This window comes from Pantanalinema rosaneae CENA516 (assembly GCF_050753385.1).
Lineage (GTDB): Bacteria > Cyanobacteriota > Cyanobacteriia > Leptolyngbyales > Leptolyngbyaceae > Pantanalinema > Pantanalinema rosaneae.
Window position 1 is genome coordinate 1 of sequence record NZ_JBLZFZ010000040.1, and the last position, 18,226, is coordinate 18,226.

At 50.7% G+C, this 18,226-nt stretch carries 17 protein-coding genes; 13 read left to right on the forward strand and 4 right to left on the reverse strand.

Going from position 1 to position 18,226, the window contains the following annotated elements:
- Window positions 1–89: 89 nt before the first annotated feature.
- Both ACN4EK_RS20975 and ACN4EK_RS20980 read right to left on the reverse strand, forming a co-directional pair.
- Window positions 90–920 (reverse strand): Npun_R2479 family HD domain-containing metalloprotein, encoded by an 831-nt coding sequence (locus tag ACN4EK_RS20975; RefSeq protein ID WP_431660146.1) that lies wholly within the window; start codon window positions 918–920, stop codon window positions 90–92.
- Between the two features lie 103 nt (window positions 921–1,023).
- Entirely contained in the window at window positions 1,024–1,329 is a 306-nt protein-coding gene (locus ACN4EK_RS20980) for a TIGR02450 family Trp-rich protein (RefSeq protein ID WP_431660147.1), read from the reverse strand.
- A gap of 100 nt (window positions 1,330–1,429) precedes the next feature.
- Here ACN4EK_RS20980 and ACN4EK_RS20985 point away from each other — a divergent pair, with 100 nt between their 5' ends.
- On the forward strand, window positions 1,430–2,221 hold the full coding sequence (locus ACN4EK_RS20985) for a pentapeptide repeat-containing protein (protein WP_431660148.1): 792 nt from the start codon (window positions 1,430–1,432) through the stop codon (window positions 2,219–2,221).
- Window positions 2,222–2,234: 13 nt separating this feature from the next.
- Here the strand turns inward: ACN4EK_RS20985 and ACN4EK_RS20990 are convergent, their stop codons facing one another.
- The gene (locus ACN4EK_RS20990) at window positions 2,235–4,070 is read right to left on the reverse strand and encodes a polysaccharide deacetylase family protein (RefSeq protein WP_431660150.1); all 1,836 of its coding nucleotides are present in this window, start codon (window positions 4,068–4,070) and stop codon (window positions 2,235–2,237) included.
- A gap of 498 nt (window positions 4,071–4,568) precedes the next feature.
- Here ACN4EK_RS20990 and ACN4EK_RS20995 point away from each other — a divergent pair, with 498 nt between their 5' ends.
- The 8 genes from ACN4EK_RS20995 (at window position 4,569) to msrA (ending at window position 13,248) form a co-directional block, all read left to right on the forward strand.
- The gene (locus tag ACN4EK_RS20995) at window positions 4,569–6,188 is read left to right on the forward strand and encodes an ammonium transporter (protein WP_431660151.1); all 1,620 of its coding nucleotides are present in this window, start codon (window positions 4,569–4,571) and stop codon (window positions 6,186–6,188) included.
- A 295-nt stretch (window positions 6,189–6,483) separates the two neighbouring features.
- Window positions 6,484–7,350, forward strand: a complete 867-nt coding sequence (locus ACN4EK_RS21000) for an SGNH/GDSL hydrolase family protein (RefSeq protein ID WP_431660152.1) — start codon at window positions 6,484–6,486, stop codon at window positions 7,348–7,350.
- A gap of 76 nt (window positions 7,351–7,426) precedes the next feature.
- The gene (locus ACN4EK_RS21005; RefSeq protein WP_431660153.1) at window positions 7,427–8,965 is read left to right on the forward strand and encodes a SagB/ThcOx family dehydrogenase; all 1,539 of its coding nucleotides are present in this window, start codon (window positions 7,427–7,429) and stop codon (window positions 8,963–8,965) included.
- 104 nt (window positions 8,966–9,069) lie between these two features.
- A complete protein-coding gene (locus tag ACN4EK_RS21010) occupies window positions 9,070–9,567 on the forward strand; it encodes a hypothetical protein (protein WP_431660155.1) in 498 nt (165 codons plus the stop codon).
- Window positions 9,568–9,664: 97 nt separating this feature from the next.
- Complete coding sequence (locus ACN4EK_RS21015) at window positions 9,665–11,011, forward strand: PRC-barrel domain-containing protein (protein ID WP_431660156.1); 1,347 nt, start codon at window positions 9,665–9,667, stop codon at window positions 11,009–11,011.
- A gap of 42 nt (window positions 11,012–11,053) precedes the next feature.
- A complete protein-coding gene (locus ACN4EK_RS21020) occupies window positions 11,054–11,989 on the forward strand; it encodes an alpha/beta fold hydrolase (protein WP_431660157.1) in 936 nt (311 codons plus the stop codon).
- Window positions 11,986–12,510, forward strand: coding sequence for a pentapeptide repeat-containing protein (locus ACN4EK_RS21025; RefSeq protein ID WP_431660158.1), 525 nt, complete (start codon window positions 11,986–11,988; stop codon window positions 12,508–12,510). Before ACN4EK_RS21020 ends, ACN4EK_RS21025 begins: the two co-directional genes overlap by 4 nt.
- Window positions 12,511–12,591: 81 nt before the next feature.
- Window positions 12,592–13,248, forward strand: coding sequence for a peptide-methionine (S)-S-oxide reductase MsrA (gene msrA, locus ACN4EK_RS21030; protein WP_431660159.1), 657 nt, complete (start codon window positions 12,592–12,594; stop codon window positions 13,246–13,248).
- Window positions 13,249–13,497: 249 nt separating this feature from the next.
- On the opposite strand, the gene ACN4EK_RS21035 is transcribed toward msrA, so the two are convergent.
- Window positions 13,498–15,222 carry an NAD-binding protein gene (locus ACN4EK_RS21035; protein WP_431660160.1) on the reverse strand — a complete coding sequence of 575 codons (1,725 nt, stop codon included), beginning with the start codon at window positions 15,220–15,222 and terminating at the stop codon, window positions 13,498–13,500.
- 215 nt (window positions 15,223–15,437) lie between these two features.
- Between ACN4EK_RS21035 and ACN4EK_RS21040 the strand changes: the two genes are divergently transcribed.
- The 4 genes from ACN4EK_RS21040 to ACN4EK_RS21055 all read left to right on the forward strand — a co-directional run bounded on the left by ACN4EK_RS21040 (window position 15,438) and on the right by ACN4EK_RS21055 (window position 18,192).
- A complete protein-coding gene (locus tag ACN4EK_RS21040; RefSeq protein WP_431660161.1) occupies window positions 15,438–15,860 on the forward strand; it encodes a thiol-disulfide oxidoreductase DCC family protein in 423 nt (140 codons plus the stop codon).
- A 106-nt stretch (window positions 15,861–15,966) separates the two neighbouring features.
- Window positions 15,967–16,155, forward strand: a complete 189-nt coding sequence (locus ACN4EK_RS21045; protein WP_431660162.1) for a hypothetical protein — start codon at window positions 15,967–15,969, stop codon at window positions 16,153–16,155.
- A gap of 113 nt (window positions 16,156–16,268) precedes the next feature.
- A complete protein-coding gene (zds, locus tag ACN4EK_RS21050) occupies window positions 16,269–17,738 on the forward strand; it encodes a 9,9'-di-cis-zeta-carotene desaturase (RefSeq protein ID WP_431660163.1) in 1,470 nt (489 codons plus the stop codon).
- A gap of 4 nt (window positions 17,739–17,742) precedes the next feature.
- A complete protein-coding gene (locus tag ACN4EK_RS21055; RefSeq protein ID WP_431660164.1) occupies window positions 17,743–18,192 on the forward strand; it encodes an SRPBCC family protein in 450 nt (149 codons plus the stop codon).
- The last annotated feature ends 34 nt before the right edge of the window (window positions 18,193–18,226 follow it).

Here is an 18,226-nt window from a genome sequence, read left to right on the forward strand (position 1 = left end):
AGATGTGTATAAGAGACAGATCTCCCCTATCTCCCCTATCTCCCCTATCTCCCCTATCTCCCCTATCTCCCTATCTCCCCTATCTCTCCCTACGCCCCCTCATGCTCCACCATAAACACATTGGCATACAGGCTAGCCGTAATCTGCTGTCCTTGCTGCGTCAGGGAAAGATACCCGAGAGCGGGTTTGATATAGGGATAAACACTTTTCCAATAAAATTGGGCATAGTTCCGGCGTAAGTCACCGGGAGTTTTATAGTTCAAAACCTTGTTAACTCCGGTTTCCTCAAATTCATAAAACAGAGCCGTAATTTTCTTCAGGTAACGGGGGTCGCTCAGTTGACCAATTAAGTCCGAGGCTCGCACTAAACCGGGATAGTTCACCGTATCCTGATGATCCTCAGCCGCCGGGATCGGAAACCGGGTCAATTCAATATTACGTTTAATAATTTCAGTATCCAAAAGTTTGTGACCCCCAAAGCGTTCTTCGATAAATAACTTGCCGCGATCGACGTGATAGGGCGTAAGGATAGCATCTGTACAACCAGAGGGTAGGGTAATCATGGCACCGTCAATTCCGGTGGCACAGAGATTGTCCCGATCCTGACGACAAACCCCGCGCACATAGCCAATATCATGACAGGCTAAGGAAATCATGAAATACAGCCAGTCCTCCGGGGAAACTCCCCCCTCCCGAATGTGTTTTCCCCGCAGCACCTCCTGTCCCACTAACGTCACCAGGATTGTGTGTTCAACATCGTGATAGAGGGCATCACTGTTGGCAATATTTTCTAACGCCATGCCACCCGCCCAGGCAATGATATCCGCGTAATCCGCTTTCAAATTGCCATAGGTGCGGCGATATCCTGCCCGTAATTGTTGGACAAAATCATCAATCAGGATTTCGGTAGCATTAAACATAGGCAGGCAATAATGAGAGCAACGGGCGATGATTCAACCAATGGCAATTCTTCACCTTCTACTATGCCGTGTCCCTTGCAAAGGTGGGGGTTGATTAGAGATTTTAGCGATCGAATCTGGACATTGCCGATCGCTGAGTTTCGGGCAGGGACAATTCATCCAGTTCCAGGGCAGGAGACTCCACTTCCTGAAGCGATCGCCATCCCGCCTGCCACAGGTGTTTGTCCTTCAAAAGTTTGGCATTGATCCAAAAGCGCACCGTCGGATCACAGGCGGCAACCAGTTCGGCAAACACCCACTGACCTTGATTTTTGCGATTCACCACTTGAAAATGCCGCCACCCATCAATTTTTTGGTGTGCCGTCCATTTAGAACTCAGCAGGTGAGGAAACTTTTGCTTACGTGGCATGAGGATTGAATCAAGATAAAGTTCTTGTGCTGCGATCGCCAACTTGGGGTTGAATAGTGTCACCCGATTGCACCCTGATTAAAGTGCCCAAATTACGCCTATGAACATTAATCCTTCAATAAATAACCAGTCAATTGCCGCCATTGGTACAGCCCTTGTCACCATTTTAAGTTTTAGTTCTGCGGCTCAGGCAGAAAATCTGGCGCACACCCAACAGCTTTTAGCCACACGGCAATGTCCCCAGTGTGACCTCAGCAACGCAGGTTTGGTGTTTGCTAATTTGAGTGGCGCTAACCTGAGCGGAGCCAATCTGATCGGAGCCAATTTGAGTCAAGCCAATCTCACTGGGGCAGATTTGCGGGGAGCCAACCTGACCGGCGCTGCCTTGTATGGTGCCAATCTCAGTGGAGCCAGACTGGATGGCGCTAATTTCAACTCTGCCGATCTCCGCACCGCCTATGTCGTTGGGGCAAACCTCCAGGATGCCGTCCTGACGAACACACTACTCCGACGGACGATCGGCTTACCTAGCACCTTAGTTAGTGCTGCCGACTTTTACCGGTGGGGATTGCAGGATACTGAACAGCGCAATTTTGGCGACGCGATCGAGAACTATAGTCAGGCTCTAATCCGCAAACCTGACTCCGCCTATGCCTATCTCGGTCGGGCAGTGGCCAGATATCAAAATAGTGATCAGGCTGGGGCGATCGGCGATTTTCAGCAAGCCAAGGATTTATTCAAACAGCAAGGGAACCTGGAGGCCGCTAAGGTTGCCGAGGAAGCCCACAAGCAACTGACCGACCCACCCCGCAAAAAACGGGGGATCGGGTTTGCTGAAGGCTTTTTATCTGTGGTAGGCGGACTGCTCCAGGTTGCTCTCAGCCTGTTGTAACGGCACGATCCTGCTAACGGGATGACACGATCGCACAGGTGGTACTGGGATCTGGAGCAGTAGGTACCAGGGCAACCACATGGGGAACAGGACGGGGTTCATACCCCACTAACGATTCCCCTTTATATGCCAGCGAGGTACTGGCACCGGAATCGAGCATCACCGCATCTCGGAAGCCTGCCTTAGCCAGCGCAATCCCTAAATTGACTGAGCCGATCGGTTCCACAGAAACTCCGATTTTTGGTTGTCCGGCTTGATTAATGCCCCAAAAAGCCCGGTGGCGTTCGGCATCAAAATCAAATAACTTCCCAAAACTACTGGCAGGCTGAGGTTGCCCCCCTTTGACTAACCAGGCAGCGGCTACAAAGGCATCGGTTACGTCGGGCATCTCTGCCTGAATTCCTTCTAACGTATTGTGCTGTAAGTTATTGAAGGGCACAAACCGCACTTCTTTCTGACTCAGCAACACTAAAGGACGGTTGTTAATCAGCGGAATTTCCCCTTTGCGACCGGGAATAAACTGTCCATGAGCCTGACTTAATACAGGCCCCAACATTTCATTCGAGTCGAGAAACTCCAGCGAGAAAAAGCCCCCATCGACCGCCGCGATCGCCCCTGTCTGCGATCGTGCCAGAATTTCGGGTACCTGATAGCGACTATCCGCATGAATCGTAATCGGCTTACCCCCGGCAATGAAAATGAAAGGCGTATCATCAATCACCGTTTCAGTGCGCCGAATCGGACTGCTAAAGTCAAATCCCATACTCCAGGATGGTTGTGGATCCCCTCCCCAGGCAATCTCTACCATTTCCGCCGTCCGCGACTGCCCAATCCGCCCGATCGCCAGCAAACTATCGGATTGTCCGGCTAGGCGTTCATCGGCATCATCCATCGTTAACGCCGAAAAATATCCTGCTTCCTGTACCGCCGTTAACACCCGTTCATCGTATTTGCCTTCGGGATAAGTAAAGTAATGAATCGGAGTCCCCAATTCCGTCTCTAGAATCCGCTTGGATTCCGTCACTTCGACACGGATTTCATCATCGGTCAAGTCTGGCATGACCCGGTGGCTGACACTATGGGACGCGATCGTCACTAACGGATCCTGCGCCATTTGCCGCAATTGCTCCCAGGTCAGGCTAGAGCGCCCCATTTGTTTCCCGACCTTAGCCGTGTAGATCGAAAAGACGGCGGGATAATTGTATTTCTTTAGTAGCGGATAAACATATTGATAATGTCCGGCATAACCATCATCAAACGTCAACAGAATCGGCTTTTCGGGTAGTGGTAAGCCAGTCTGCAAATGGCTGACCAATTGATCCATCGTAATCGGCGTTAGCCCCCGTTGCTGAATCAGTTGTAAGTGCTGTTCAAACTCGGCGGGAGTGACATCAAAAAACACCTGCTTTTCCGGCAGAATGTCGTGATACATCATCACTGGCACTTTGGCTAACCGAGCCTGGGCGTGAATCTTGGGAAAGGGTGCGGGAGTCAAATACGCGACCAGTTGCGGAGCTAGTTGCCCCACCAGTCGTCCCATGCCCATTTCTGGTTGCTCAACCAGACCCACTGTTTGGCTGACATCACTGACTAACTGGCTTAACCCTGCGGTTGGGGGCGAAGCCATCGGCAAACAGTCGGGATTGAGCGGTAGCGACGCTGGCGTACCCGTTGCCGGAGTCAGGGGATTGAAGTCCTGAGCCTGAGCCGATCGCGCGATCGTCCCACCTAAAACCACCGCTAGTCCCAATGCCATCGCGAGATGACCAGATAACCATTCCTTGGAATACCACAGCCGATGATTTGCGATCGAGCCAGAATGAAACCGCCGCTTACGTACCATGAGCATGACAACTCGCATCTGCCACAAAAATGTCCTAACTAGATCTACTCCAATCCCAGAGGTTTGTCAGGTTTTCTGCAATACTCACCAGTTCGTAACAAATTATCACAGAAAACTCAGTCCTCGTAACATAAATTTATTTCTTCCCAAAAGTCCTTATTAAACATCTAAGAAATTAGACGTAATATTTTTCACCTCTCTCACCGTCTTTTCACGGACAACCCCGCCCGAGCCCGAAAGTTTTTGTAATCACGGATACAGAATCTAACTCCTCAGAATTGCTGGAATCTGATATTGATTCTCCTGACAGCATTCCTATTTCAAGATTGCTACACAGTCGGTACTTGCCTGAGATTTTCGAGGCATCCAGCCCTTTCGGTGACAGACTCAACCCTTGAACAACGGAGGTTGACTTGGCGCTAGATTGCAGCTTAGGCTACCTGACTCGGTTTATGGAGTTTTTCAAGTAAATCGATACATTACATTCGCCGAGGAATGTCGAACATGATGTCGAACCCGATGCTTAAACAGCAGTCAAAACGAAAACGGCAGCCTTCATCCCTTGTCCTAGGCAGCAAATGGCTTACTCCTAGCTGGTATGCCAAAAAGCTCACCCCTAGCTGGCAAGCCAGTATTCCTTTAGCACTGCTGATTGTCGGTGTTTGGGGATATGCTGCCTCAGCTCAAGATGCACCAACACTAGAAAGTGTCGCCGCTACCACAGAAGGTCTGAAAGTTGGTTTAGACACCATGTGGGTCATGGTAGCCGGGATGCTGGTGTTCTTTATGAACGCTGGATTCGGCATGTTAGAAACTGGCTTCTGTCGGCAGAAGAATGCCGTCAACGTGCTTGCCAAAAACCTGATTGTCTTTGCGCTATCGACGATCGCGTTTTGGGTGATCGGTTTTGGATTAATGTTCAGTAGTAACGGTAGCGATACCCTACTAGATAATCTGATTGGTCTGGGGGGTGGCTTCTTCTTAACGGGTGCCGATAATAGCCCCGCCACTGGAGATGCCTACCAGGGAATCTTTGGTGCACTCAACTGGACAGGTGTGCCCCTAGCCGCCAAGTTCTTCTTCCAATTGGTGTTTGCCGGAACTGCTGCCACGATCGTGTCTGGAGCCGTGGCTGAACGGATTAAGTTCGTGGACTTTCTGATCTTTAGCTTGTTGTTAGTCGGGATTGCATACCCCATCACAGGTCACTGGATTTGGGGTGGCGGTTGGTTGGCTGACTTAGGCTTCTTTGACTTTGCCGGCTCTACCGTTGTTCACTCCGTGGGCGGTTGGGGTGCATTAACTGGTGCTATCTTCCTCGGTCCCCGTTTAGGTAAGTACAACTCCGATGGCAGCCCGAATGCTCTGCCTGGTCACAATATGAGTATTGCCACCCTGGGTTGCTTGATCCTGTGGTTAGGCTGGTTTGGCTTCAATCCTGGCTCCACGATGGGAATTGGTGATGGTTCGCTGATTGCCCATGTGGCACTGACTACTAACACTGCCGCCGCGTTTGGTGGTGTTGCCGCTACCATTACTGCCTGGTTAGCCCTGGGCAAACCGGATCTGTCAATGGTGATCAACGGCATTCTGGCAGGTTTAGTCGCGATTACGGCTCCTTGCGCCTTCGTCTCGATTCCAGCCTCGGCAGTGATTGGTGCGATCGGCGGTGTCCTCGTCGTCTATGCCGTTGCTTTCTTCGATCGGATGAAAATTGATGACCCCGTGGGGGCAATTTCTGTTCACTTAGTGAATGGGGCTTGGGGGACGTTAGCGCTAGGATTGTTTGCCGTGGGTCCCAGCACCGCACCAGGGGCTCTTTATGGTGAAGGTGGCGGTCCAAAAGCTGGATTGCTACTGAATGGCGGCTTCGACCAACTCTGGTATCAGATTGTTGGCATTGTGGCTGTAGGTGTAGCAACCGTTGTCGCAACAGCCGTCTTCTGGGTAATTCTGAAAGCCACCCTGGGGATCCGTGTCTCGGAAGAGGAAGAAATGATGGGTCTCGACATCGGCGAACATGGCATGGAAGCCTATGCCGGATTTGTCAAAGAAGCGAACAGCATCATGCACTCCTCCAGCATCTCTAGCAGTTCCTCTGGAGTCGGTAGCTCTCACTATTAAGCGATCGCTCAATCTAGCGATCGCTCAAGCCAGATCAACTCTCGGATATTTAGGTTCGATTGATTGATTACGTTCCACAACTTCAGGGTAGAGTCGCTCTCTGCTCTGAAGTTTTTGCTTTTTAGCTCTAGCGCCATTTAATCTGGAGGCGACCAACCATCAAGCATTCGTATTCAACCCTAAATGATTTTCTGCTGACCACTTAGAATACAGAACATACTGACTTTTCTTAAACAGCCGCTCAAAACTAAAAGCTGCTACTACAATCAGATTCAAGCTGCATTGCATTGAATGAGTGTTTAAGCGTTTCACGACCTTTTCCAGTTGGGCAATTCTCTCAGCCACCACAGGCGGCTTGTTGGCGCTTGCCGTTTTGCCACCCCAGCCGGAGCATAGCCTGACCGCGTCTTCTCAAGTCAATGCTTCTACCCCGGAACATAGCTTACCTCAAGCCTCCCCAACCCCGGGCGTTCGGCACCAGTTCACCTATCAACAATGGCTGGCGCAACTGCAACGGGAAGCCGGTCGCGCTGCCGAAAAGCCTCCTCAACGCCTAATCGTTTTAGCCGGAGATTCCCTCAGTTTATGGTTTCCCCACGATTTACTACCAACGGGAGTAAGTTGGTTAAACCAGGGGATTTCTGGCGAGACTTCGGCTGGCTTACTACAACGGCTGGAGCTATTTGACGACACTCACCCGGAAACAATTTTGGTCATGATTGGCATCAATGACATCATTCGGGGGGTTCGAGATGCCACATTGCTGGCAAATCAAGTAGAAATTATTCGACACTTGAAGCGATCGCATCCTCGCAGCCGCATTGTGGTTCAGTCCATCCTGCCCCACGGGGGTGACCAGATTCCCCAACGCTACACCAAATCGCTGCCCCCCTCCCCCACAAATTCGACTGCGTTCCCCGTCTGGGTCGATCGCCTGCCTCAAGTCCCTAATCGTCATATCCGCTGGTTAAATCGGGAATTAGCCGCGATCGCCAAAGAAGAACAGGTGGAATTTTTAGATTTACACTCATTCTTTACAGATATTCGGGGGGATTTACGGGATGATCTCAGTACCGATGGGCTGCATTTAAGTCAAAAGGGGTATAAAATTTGGCGATCGCAACTACAAAAATTTAGCCAGGATCGCCCTAAGTCACCCTAACCTATACCTGTCGCCGTAACACGTTCGCCCCAGAGAGTGTCAAGATTGAAGCGGAGCTAGTTAACTCTTACCGTTTATGCCGGAGCCTACTGCGTCGATCGCCCAGCACTACCATGAGCGGACTAAGTATGACCCTCGAACCATTAACACGAAAAGTAAACCATTGGACTGGGAACAGCAACCCACGCCATTTAAGGAATACAAAATTGGCACTGCCTTTGACCTGAAAGCCTATTTGCCTGACAGCCCAGATAGTCCACCGGGTGATGCGACGGAGGCATGGTGGCAGCGACTCTCCCGGCTATTCTTCTGTAGCTATGGGCTGACTGGGCTGATTCCCATGCTCGGAGAGCCACACTATTTACGAGCGGCTCCCTCAGCCGGTGGACTGTACCCTGCCGAACTGTATCTCGTGTCGCGGGGCACCCCCATGCTCCCGGCTGGGCTATATAACTACCAAGCTCGGAGTCATTCTCTGGTTCATTTTTGGGAGAGCGACATCTGGACAAAACTTCAGGTGGCGTGTTTCTGGCATCCAGTTCTGGAAAATACCCAGATGGCACTGGTGGTTACAAGTGTCTTTCAGCGATCGGCATGGCGGTATCAGGATCGAGCCTATCGCCGGATCTTTCTTGACTCCGGGCATCTCCTGGGCAATATTGAACTGGCGAGTGCCGTCAACGATTATCGACCACATTTGATCGGCAGCTTTATGGACGATGCGATCAATCAACTCCTGTATTTAGACACCGAGCAGGAGGGCGCGATCGCGGTGATTCCCCTCGCCGATCTCCTGGAAGTCAAACAAAATCTGCCCTTAGCCAAAACAATTTTTCCGGCTCCGACCCAGACTTCCTATCCCCATATTCCAGATGGGCAACTGCTGGACTATTTGCACACAGCTACCAAGTTAGCGATCGATCCCACGGCTAAAGTCAATTGGAAACTGGGCGCGATGGATGGTCAACGCACCGATAAATATAATTTTCCGTTTTGCTTGAAAGTTTCCACCGAAATGTCACCAATTCAGTGGGGCGATCGCCTGGAAGCCTTAGAAAACACCATTCTCAAACGCCGTTCTACCCGTGCCTATAGTGGCGCTGCCATTACCCTGGAGGAACTCAAAGCCCTCCTGGACTTTACTTACCAACCCGCTCACTACAGCGACCAGGGCTTAGATACATCCCCGGACTACTTTGACCTCAGTTTGGTAGAAACCTTTATTGCCGTTTCTTCCGTGACAGGGTTAGAGGAAGGCTGTTACTACTACGCCCCCAAGACCCAGGAATTACGGCAAATCCGGTTCAAGAGCTTTCGGAAAGAACTGCATTTTCTCTGTTTGGGACAAGAACTAGGACGGGATGCGGCGGCGGTTCTGTTTCACACGGCGGATCTGAAAGCCGCGATCGATCAATACGGCGATCGGGTTTATCGCTATCTCCATCTCGATGCTGGACATTTGGGACAACGCTTGAACCTTGCCGCCATTCGTTTGGGTTTAGGAGTGAGTGGAATTGGTGGCTTTTTTGATGATCAGGTCAACGAAGTGCTAGGCATTCCGGTCGATGAAGCGGTGTTATATATTACCACTCTGGGTCGCCCCCAATCGGAATAAGGGGATGAACCGGAGTGAACCTTTTATTGGCAGGCATAGTCTAAACCAACAACTAACCAATCCGTTAGTCAGTTCCATTAGACTATCTCGAACACATTTACTCTATGAACATCAAAGCTGCCCTTCTGCTACCTGCGGCGATCGCCCTGCTGGTGTCTGCTGTGCCAATGGCTCCAGTGATTGGACAATCACCTTCAACCCAGCAGCAACCTGGTGCTAGACCCAACAAACTCAACCTGAGCGATGCAGAAAAAGCCCAGATGCAGCAAGCCATGCAACGGATGCGCGATCGGGTGATGAATGAAGTATTGACCGATGCCCAAAGACAGCAGCTCCAAGCTGCCCAGCAAACTCAACCCGGACAACCTAACAATGGACGCAGTTGGAAGGGAATGCGCGGAGGCTACAAAGCTCTTAACCTGACAGATGCCCAAAAGCAACAGATTCAAGCGATTCGGAATCAAGAGTTCAGCCAACTGCCTGCCGAACTGCGCCAAAAATTAGAAACCAGTCGCGCTAATATGCAGCAACGCCGGGGACTAAGACAGCAGCGTCGCCAAAATCAACCCAATACCACCCAATCTCGCCAACCTAACTTGTAACTTCCTTATAGGGGCGATCGCGCTTCGCCCCTTACCCATCTTCCCCATCCTTGCCCTGAGATACACTGTAAGCATCAACACCAATGCTTATGGAGTTATGACGACGCAGCCCGAGGTTGTCCGGCATAGTGAACTACTAAACCAGTTAGTCCTCGATCGCAACACGATGGAAGAACTGGGACGCATTGAAGTGTTATGGATGTATCCCCAGGTACATCGGGTCTTGGGCTTTGTCTGCAAATCTGGCTTTTTAGGCAATCGCAAGACCGCTTTCAAGCTGTCACAGGTAGACACCTTAGGCAGCAACGGCATTCTAACCCACTCCCCACCAGAAGATACCGATGCCGAACGAGTGCGGCAGTTAGAATCCCTGATTGGTTGTGAAGTTTGGAGTCGGTCGGGCGATCGCGTTGGCAAAGTCATCGACTGTGTGTTTAATCTGCGGACAGGTCTGATCACGGATTACCTGATGGTGGCAGATCAGTGGGGGGGGCTCGTCGGCACCATTTATCGTTTATCACCGGAAAAGATTCTCAGTTTCGGACGTAGACGTGTATTAGTCGTCGAAACTACGATCCAATCCTTTGACACCTATCGCGAGGGCATTCCCGAAAAACTGCATAAAGTCAGCCATGAGTTGAAGGAAGACTATACGCAGGTAACTCAAGAGTTGCGATCGTTGACCCATAAAGCCCAAAGCTTCACCGAGCAAGCCAAAGGTCGGTTTCAAAGCCTCACGGCTCGGGCAAAGGAACGCGCCCAATCCCTGGCGGAACAAGCTAAGGAAACCGCTCATCTTTTTAATGAGCAACTCCGAGAAACTGGAGAAGGTTTGATTGAACAGGTGAAGGAGCGAACGCACGATTTGAGTGAGCAGGTCAAAGAAGGGACACAAACCCTTACCGTCCAGGCGCGGGAGGTAATTGACTCGGTTAGAGATGATCTGGATCTGGATGATGATCTGGATCTGGATGATGATCTGTTCGATGTCGAAGATGAACAGGACGCTGTGCCCGCTCCCCATCCCCAAACGACTGCTCCATCCCCACCACCACCCGCGATCGCAACCCCCTCCGCACCTCCTCCCACAGCCCCCCTCACCGATGACTACTGCATCAACGAGGATCTGGAACTGGTCAAATGTCCTCCGCCTGTGAAAACAGAGACTCCAGCCATGGAGCTTGATTGGGATGACGATGATCCCTGGATCGACGATGATCCGGTCACGCCACCTGACACTGAATCGACGATCGCCACTCCCTCCCTTCCCCATCCTGGCTCGGCAGATCCATCTCCGCCAGCCTCTGACTTCGATGACGATGATGACCTCTGGCTGTATGGTGACGATCCTGTAGTGACCGCTCCTTCGATGCCGACGATGCCTTCAGTCCCCCAGACGACCCCGGCTGAAACCGATGACGACGATGACGAACCCTGGATTTAAGAGATGGTAGATTAGTTACACCGTTCATTCAGTGTTGGTAGTGTGTCTGCCAGTCAGTTTTCTGTGTTAGAAACCAAATCCAGTCTAGACATTGGTGGCTCAGTCCAAGAATACCGTTGGGTCTGGAAAGGTAAATCGATCACCGTAACCTACGAAGTTCTCGGTGAAGGGCAACCTGTTTTGCTGCTACCCGCCTTGAGCAGCGTCTCCACCCGAGGCGAAATGCGCGGATTAGCTACTCGACTGGCGGAGCAATTTCAAGTTGTCGCCGTTGATTGGGTCGGCTTCGGACAATCCACTCGTGCCGCTTTTAAGTACCAACCTGCTATATATCATGCCTTCCTGCGAGATTTTGTCCGATCGGCGTTTAGTCGTCCCGTCGTGGCGATCGCGGCAGGACATGCTGCCGGTTATGTGATGGAACTTGCCCGTCAGCAACCCTCCCTGTGGGCTTACGTGATTCTGGTTGCCCCCACCTGGCGGGGACCGCTCCCAACCGCAATGGGAGAATACCGTAGCTTCTACAAGGTCTTAGGCAAACTTGTTAGACTACCGATTCTGGGACAATTTTTGTATTTCCTCAACACGCTGCCCCCCATTCTCCGGTTCATGTATCAACGGCATGTTTATGCCAATCCCCGCAATGTCACCGCGAACTTAATTTCCCAGAAATGGCGCACCACCCGGCAACGAGGCGCTAGATTTGCCGCCGCAGCCTTTGTTACTGGAGCACTCGATCCCGTCCATCGACGCATGGACTTTTTAAGTTACTTTCAACCCTTGCCGGTGCCTTCCCTTGTCGTAATTGGCGAACAAACTCCTGCCAAATCACGGGCAGAAATGGAAGTCTTAGTTCACTTCTCGGGAGTGCAGGTTTATCGGATGCCCGGTTCATTGGGCTTACACGAAGAATATGCGGATCTGTTGCTGGAAGGGATTCTACCGTTCTTGAACAAATATCTGTCCAACTCACTATGAAACCTGCCGCTGTCCTTGTTGCTGCCACGATCGCCCTCCTGCCCTTAACGACTGTCCTAGCCGCCAATCCCGATCAGGTCAAGCGGTTAATTAACAACCTTGAATGTCCCAAATGCGATCTTACGTCTGCTTCGCTGTACAGCTACAACCTGGAAGGCGCAATTCTGACAGAAGCGAATCTCACAGAGGCAGCACTACAAGGCTCTAATCTCGATCGGGCCAATTTAGCCAACAGTGTCTTACAGAAGGCAAACCTGGCATTAGTCAGCTTTCAGGGAGCAAACCTCCAAGCCGCTAACCTGAGTGGGGCGTATCTATATGGAGCAAATCTACAGGGGGCAGATTTAACCGGGGCAAACCTGGAAGGAGCCATACTGGAGGGGGCAAACCTGCGGCGAGCTAACTTAACTGGGGCTAATTTGACTAAAGCCAATTTGCTCAAAGCCAGAATGGCAGGCGCGATTTTGGAATCCGTTACCTTAACCGGAGCCAGAATGCCAGATGGTAATGTTTACAAATAACCGCCCTGCACTCAGCCTGCTCCAATCTCTACAATACGTGAAGTAGGTAGACAACTATTCAGCAATTCACGGTCAACACTCATGGTCTTATTTGGATTTGGCAAGAAGCTATCGCTACCGACCCCGGAAACCGCGTTACCTGGACGATCGGAGGCAATGTCCGTTACCGATCGCCACTTTGTGAATGGCAATCCTTTAAAGCCACCCTATCCGGCGGGTCTAGAAATGGCGATGTTTGGCTTAGGTTGCTTCTGGGGTGCCGAGCGGAAATTCTGGCAGCAGGCTGGTGTATTTACAACGGCTGTGGGCTATGCGGCGGGAGTAACTCCGAACCCCACCTACCAGGAAGTTTGTTCAGGCATGACGGGACATAATGAGGTCGTGCGGGTGGTATTCGATCCCAACGTCATCAGCTACGAACAACTGCTGAAAGTGTTCTGGGAAAGCCATGATCCCACTCAGGGCATGCGCCAGGGTAATGATGTGGGCACCCAATATCGATCGGGCATCTACGTCTACTCAGAGGCACAGCGCCAACAGGCAGAAGCCTCTCGGGATGCCTACCAACAAGCCCTCGGTCAATCGGGTTACGGCTCGATTACTACTGAGATTCTGGATGCACCGGAGTTTTACTACGCTGAAACCTATCATCAGCAATACCTCGCCAAGAATCCCAATGGCTACTGTGGTTTGGGGGGCACGAAGGTCTGCTACCCCGCTACCGCCACGGCTTCTTAGAAGCGTAGATTTTTTCAGCGGCAATTTTTGCCCTCACCCTAGCCCTCTCACTGAGGAAAGAGAATCTGCTTTTTGGCTCCCTTCTCCTGTGGGAGAAGGGTTGGGGATGAGGGCATAAGAAGCTGATACCTTTTTAGAGGTTATTTAATTCCCATTCTTTAAAGTAATTGGATCTAATCACCCATCATCAAGGGGTCGGTTTAGCCGATCGATTGAGCAGAACCACTAACCTGATCCCAAAACCTGCCCTTAGCCAAAATTATCAGTCACTAAACTTTGAGCCGATTTGGCATAACGAGCCGTGGCTATAGGTTGCCAGAGTTGTTCCAGTTCACTGGCGGGAATCGTCAGATACAACACATCTCCAGCACTCAAAGACACCTGCAATAAATCCCAGCCGTGGATCGTTTGACTCCGGGTTTCCAGATATAACGGCACAAAATCAGCCCCGATCGCCATCTCCTGTACCCGCTTGCCACAGAACGGATGGGAGGGCGTAATCAATGTAGCTAACGCGACCCAGAGGCTCCCGGCTGTCATACCATTGCCCAACACTCGCCCCCCTAAAGCAGCGGCGGCAAAGGCTGGAGACACCAATTCAGCCGGACTCAGTACCGCTTTAAAGTCAAATACCAGTTGTGCCATCCAGGCAAACTCCGGATCCTGGTAGCGCACAATCACAGGTAACTTGGGATTCAAACTTTTGGCATTCAGGGCAATTTCTAGATTAGCCGTATCATCGCTGGTGACCGCTAATAACCCCTGGGATTGTTCAAAATGAGCCGCTTTCAGAATCGCTGGTAAACTGGCATCTCCCTGAATCACAGGCACTTTGAGCGATCGCACCGTACTGAGGAAGCGACAATTCGGATCCTTCTCAATCACAACCACGTCATACCCGTAACTGGTTAAATGATTGACAATCTGAACACCCACCCCACCTAAACCACAAACCACGAAGTGATGTTGTTGTGGCACTCGAATCGCTTCCCAGAAGTGATCGAACCGGGTTCCTAAAATAAAGTCATTGAGCAGCGCATAGGACAAGCCAATAATGGCTGCCCCAACCAGCATGGTAAAGATGGTGAACAACTTTAAGCTGTCCGAGGTTTGACCCACATTAATCAAACTATCTCCCGCCCCAGTAATCATGCTGACTGAGAAATACAGGGCATCGATCGGAGAAGCCTTCAGAATCGAGGACACATAGACCAGGGTGGAAATCAAGATTACTAATAACACCAGCATGGTGCTACCAATCAGGGCTTGACTGTTTGCCTGGAGGTAGCGCAGTCCCATGCCTAATTTTGACAAGCGTTGACTCAACGATCGCTGATGGGCTTGGCGAACATTCGGCTTCGTGCCAATAATTAACCGATCGCCAACCTGCAAGACCTGATTACTTAAGACGGCTGACACCAGATTTACCTGCCCATTTGTAGGGAGGTAGTAGATCAACATGCGATCGCGGTCATCCCACAAATCACTCAGAGGTCGATGCAGCCAGGGATGATTGTCGTCAATACATTCTTCATGGATCGGCCAGGTTTGGTTGAATAGTCGCAACTGCCCGATCGCGGCATTCCCTAGGGCAGCAAAGGCAAAAATGGGTGCCGCTAATGCCGCCACACTCATGGTGATATGTTCGGGCAGCGTCCGATCCAGGCGATCGCCCAAGTTGGTATTAAACAAGCAATTGACAATCCGAATCCGGGGATTTAACACCCTTGCCTGCATTAATACCGCCAAATTCAACCCATCTTCGTTATCGGTCAGAATCAAGGTTTGGGCATCCCGAATTCCCGCCGCTAGTAATGTGGTTTCCGATCGCAAATCGCCCACAATGATATCTTCGATTTCGCCCGGAATGGCTTGAGCATGGATGCCAGTGACGATCGCGCCTTGCTGTTTCAGCAAACAAAAGATTTTGTAGCCTGTGCAGTTCAAGCCACAAACAATGATTCGGGGTTTCATGTCTGAAGACACGGGATAGAGGGGTTCGATCGGGGGTCAAATCCTCATTGTCGCTAAGAGCGATCGTTAGGACTGTAGCTGAAAGCACCAGTTTGCCGTTAATCCTCAATCCCTTCCGTGTAGAGAAACGGCTGGAGCATGATTACTCACAATGGAGGTAGCTAACCTTTAATAAGATCCATCACCATAAAGATCAGCAACATTATTTAGGCAAGATGTACTACGTAATTTACGACGGTAACTGTAATCTCTGTACCACCCTGGTACAAACGTTGGAACAATGGGATCAGGGGCAGCAATTTCAATACATTTCCATGCAAGATCCCGCTAAGTTAAGCCAACTCGGAGTTACTCCCCAGGATTGTGAACTGGGGATGATTTTGATTAATGCTGAAGCTCCTGAGCAACGCTGGCAAGGCAGTGATGCCGCTGAAGAAATTGGTCGTTTACTCCCGATCGGGAATCCCTTCGTCACCCTATACCGCACCTTACCGGGATTAAAGTGGATGGGCGATCGAGTGTATGAACAAATCCGCGACAATCGCTACACCCTATTCGGCAAACGTGACCACGCCTACCAACCCCGCTATCCCGCTTGTATCTCCGATGCCTGCCAAGCCATGTATAGCCAGCAGTAGCGCTAACATCAGGCTTAAGCTGTACTATTTCAGATCACTATGAGTATCGAGACAGTCGTGATCGCCAAGCTGAAAACACTCTCTCCTGAAAAACCAGTAAGTAGTTTTGGACTTTATTGATTATTTGCAAACTGCGGAATGGGAAGAGGTTTATCAAGGGCACTTTGAACAATTGCGTCAAGAAATTGAGATCGGAATAGAAGCCTCTGAACAGGGTGAGGTTGTTGATGCTACAACTGTTTTTACCCAGTTGCAAGAGAAGTTAAAGCAACGTCGTCTGCAAGCTAATCAATGAGCCAGATCTGTCAATTTACTGTTCCAGCGAGCCGAGATCTTGAATACATCATTCACAATACTGCCCATCTGTTCTTTTACAATACTTAAAGTCGTTGAAACGAGATGGGCAGAATGCGAGTTGCGATCGTTGGGGCAGGATTAGCCGGATTAGCGGCTGCCGTAGAGCTAGCGGATGCTGGACATGAGGTTGAGATTTATGAAGCGCGTCCGTTTGTCGGCGGCAAGGTCGGTAGTTGGGTCGATGAAGGCGGCAACCATATTGAAATGGGGTTGCACGTCTTCTTCAATAACTACTACAACCTGTTTGCCTTGATGACCAAAGTGGGCGCCTTCGAGCATTTATTGCCCAAGGAGCATGTTCATACCTTTGTCAATCGCGGCGGGCAGGTCGAAACGTTAGACTTCCGCTTTCTGGTCGGTGCCCCATTTCACGGACTGAAAGCCTTCTTCACCACTGGGCAGCTCACCGTTCAAGACAAGCTACAAAATGCGATCGCCCTGGGCACTAGCCCGATCGTCCCCGGTTTGGTGAACTTCGATGCTGCCATGAAATCGATTCGTGCCCTTGATGGCATCAGTTTCGCGGACTGGTTCCGGCAACATGGTGGCTCCCAAAATAGTCTCAAGCGGATGTGGGATCCGATCGCTCTCGCTCTCGGTTTTATTGATACCGAGAATATTTCGGCTCGCTGTATGCTGACCATCTTCCTGATGTTTGCCACCAAAACGGAAGCCTCCCGCTTAAATCTGTTGGCAGGCTCTCCCGCAGAATATCTGCATCAACCCATCCTCAACTACTTAGAAGCACGAGGCACGAAGATTCATACTCGTCGGCAAACTCGCCGGATTCTGTTTGAGGAACAGCAGGGACAGACTCAAGTTTCGGGTCTAGTCGTGGCAAATGGCGACACCGAAGAGACGATCGTTGCCGATGCCTATCTCGCAGCCTGTGATATTCCGGGAATTCAGCGGTTGTTACCTCAGGAATGGCGCAAATGGCAGGAATTTGACAATATTTACAAGCTAGAAGCCGTCCCCGTTGCCACTGTCCAACTGCGCTTCGACGGTTGGGTGACAGAACTGAACAATTCAACCGAACGGCAACAACTGGATCACGCGGCAGGGATTGATAACCTACTCTATAGTGCCGATGCCGATTTCTCCTGCTTTGCCGATTTAGCCCTCGCCAGCCCTAAAGATTATTACCGAGAAGGACAGGGTTCACTGTTACAGGTGGTACTGACTCCTGGCGATCCGTTTATCAAGATGAGCAATGAGGACATCGCCAAACATGCCTTAAAGCAGGTTCACGACCTCTTTCCCTCATCCCGGGAACTCAACATGACCTGGTATAACGTGGTCAAACTTGCTCAATCCTTATACCGCGAACTACCTGGGGCTGACCCCTACCGTCCCCGCCAAAAAACTCCAATTCAGAATTTCTTCCTGGCGGGCAGTTACACTCAACAGGACTACATCGATAGTATGGAAGGCGCGACCATCTCCGGGAAGCAAGCTGCCCAAGCTATCCTGGAACCAACGGGCTATAAAGTTCAAGGCACCGGATTGTTTAAGTATTAACCCTATGTCTAACTGGTTGGAACATACCGTTCAAATTGATGTTGCCGTTCCGATCGACCTGGTTTGGAACCTTTGGTCGGATCTGGAACAAATGCCCCGGTGGATGAAGTGGATTGAGTCAGTCAAGGTTCTAGAAAATGATCCAGATCTGTCTCGCTGGAAGCTAGCATCGAGCGGGTTAGAGTTTAGCTGGCTATCTCGAATCACGAAAATGGTGCCACAGCAAATCATCCAGTGGGAATCCGTCGATGGTCTACCAAACCGGGGAGCGATTCGCTTCTACGATCGCGGTACAGAAGGCAGCATTGTCAAAATGAGTATTGCCTATTCCGCTCCTGGGTTTCTATTCCAGTTAATGGATAATCTATTTCTAGGCCGAATTGTCGAATCAACGATTCAGGCGGATTTAGTCCGGTTTCGTGACTATGCCTTAAAAGCCCACGCGCAAGCCTAACGGGCGATCGACACCAGTCGGAGATCAGTTTATC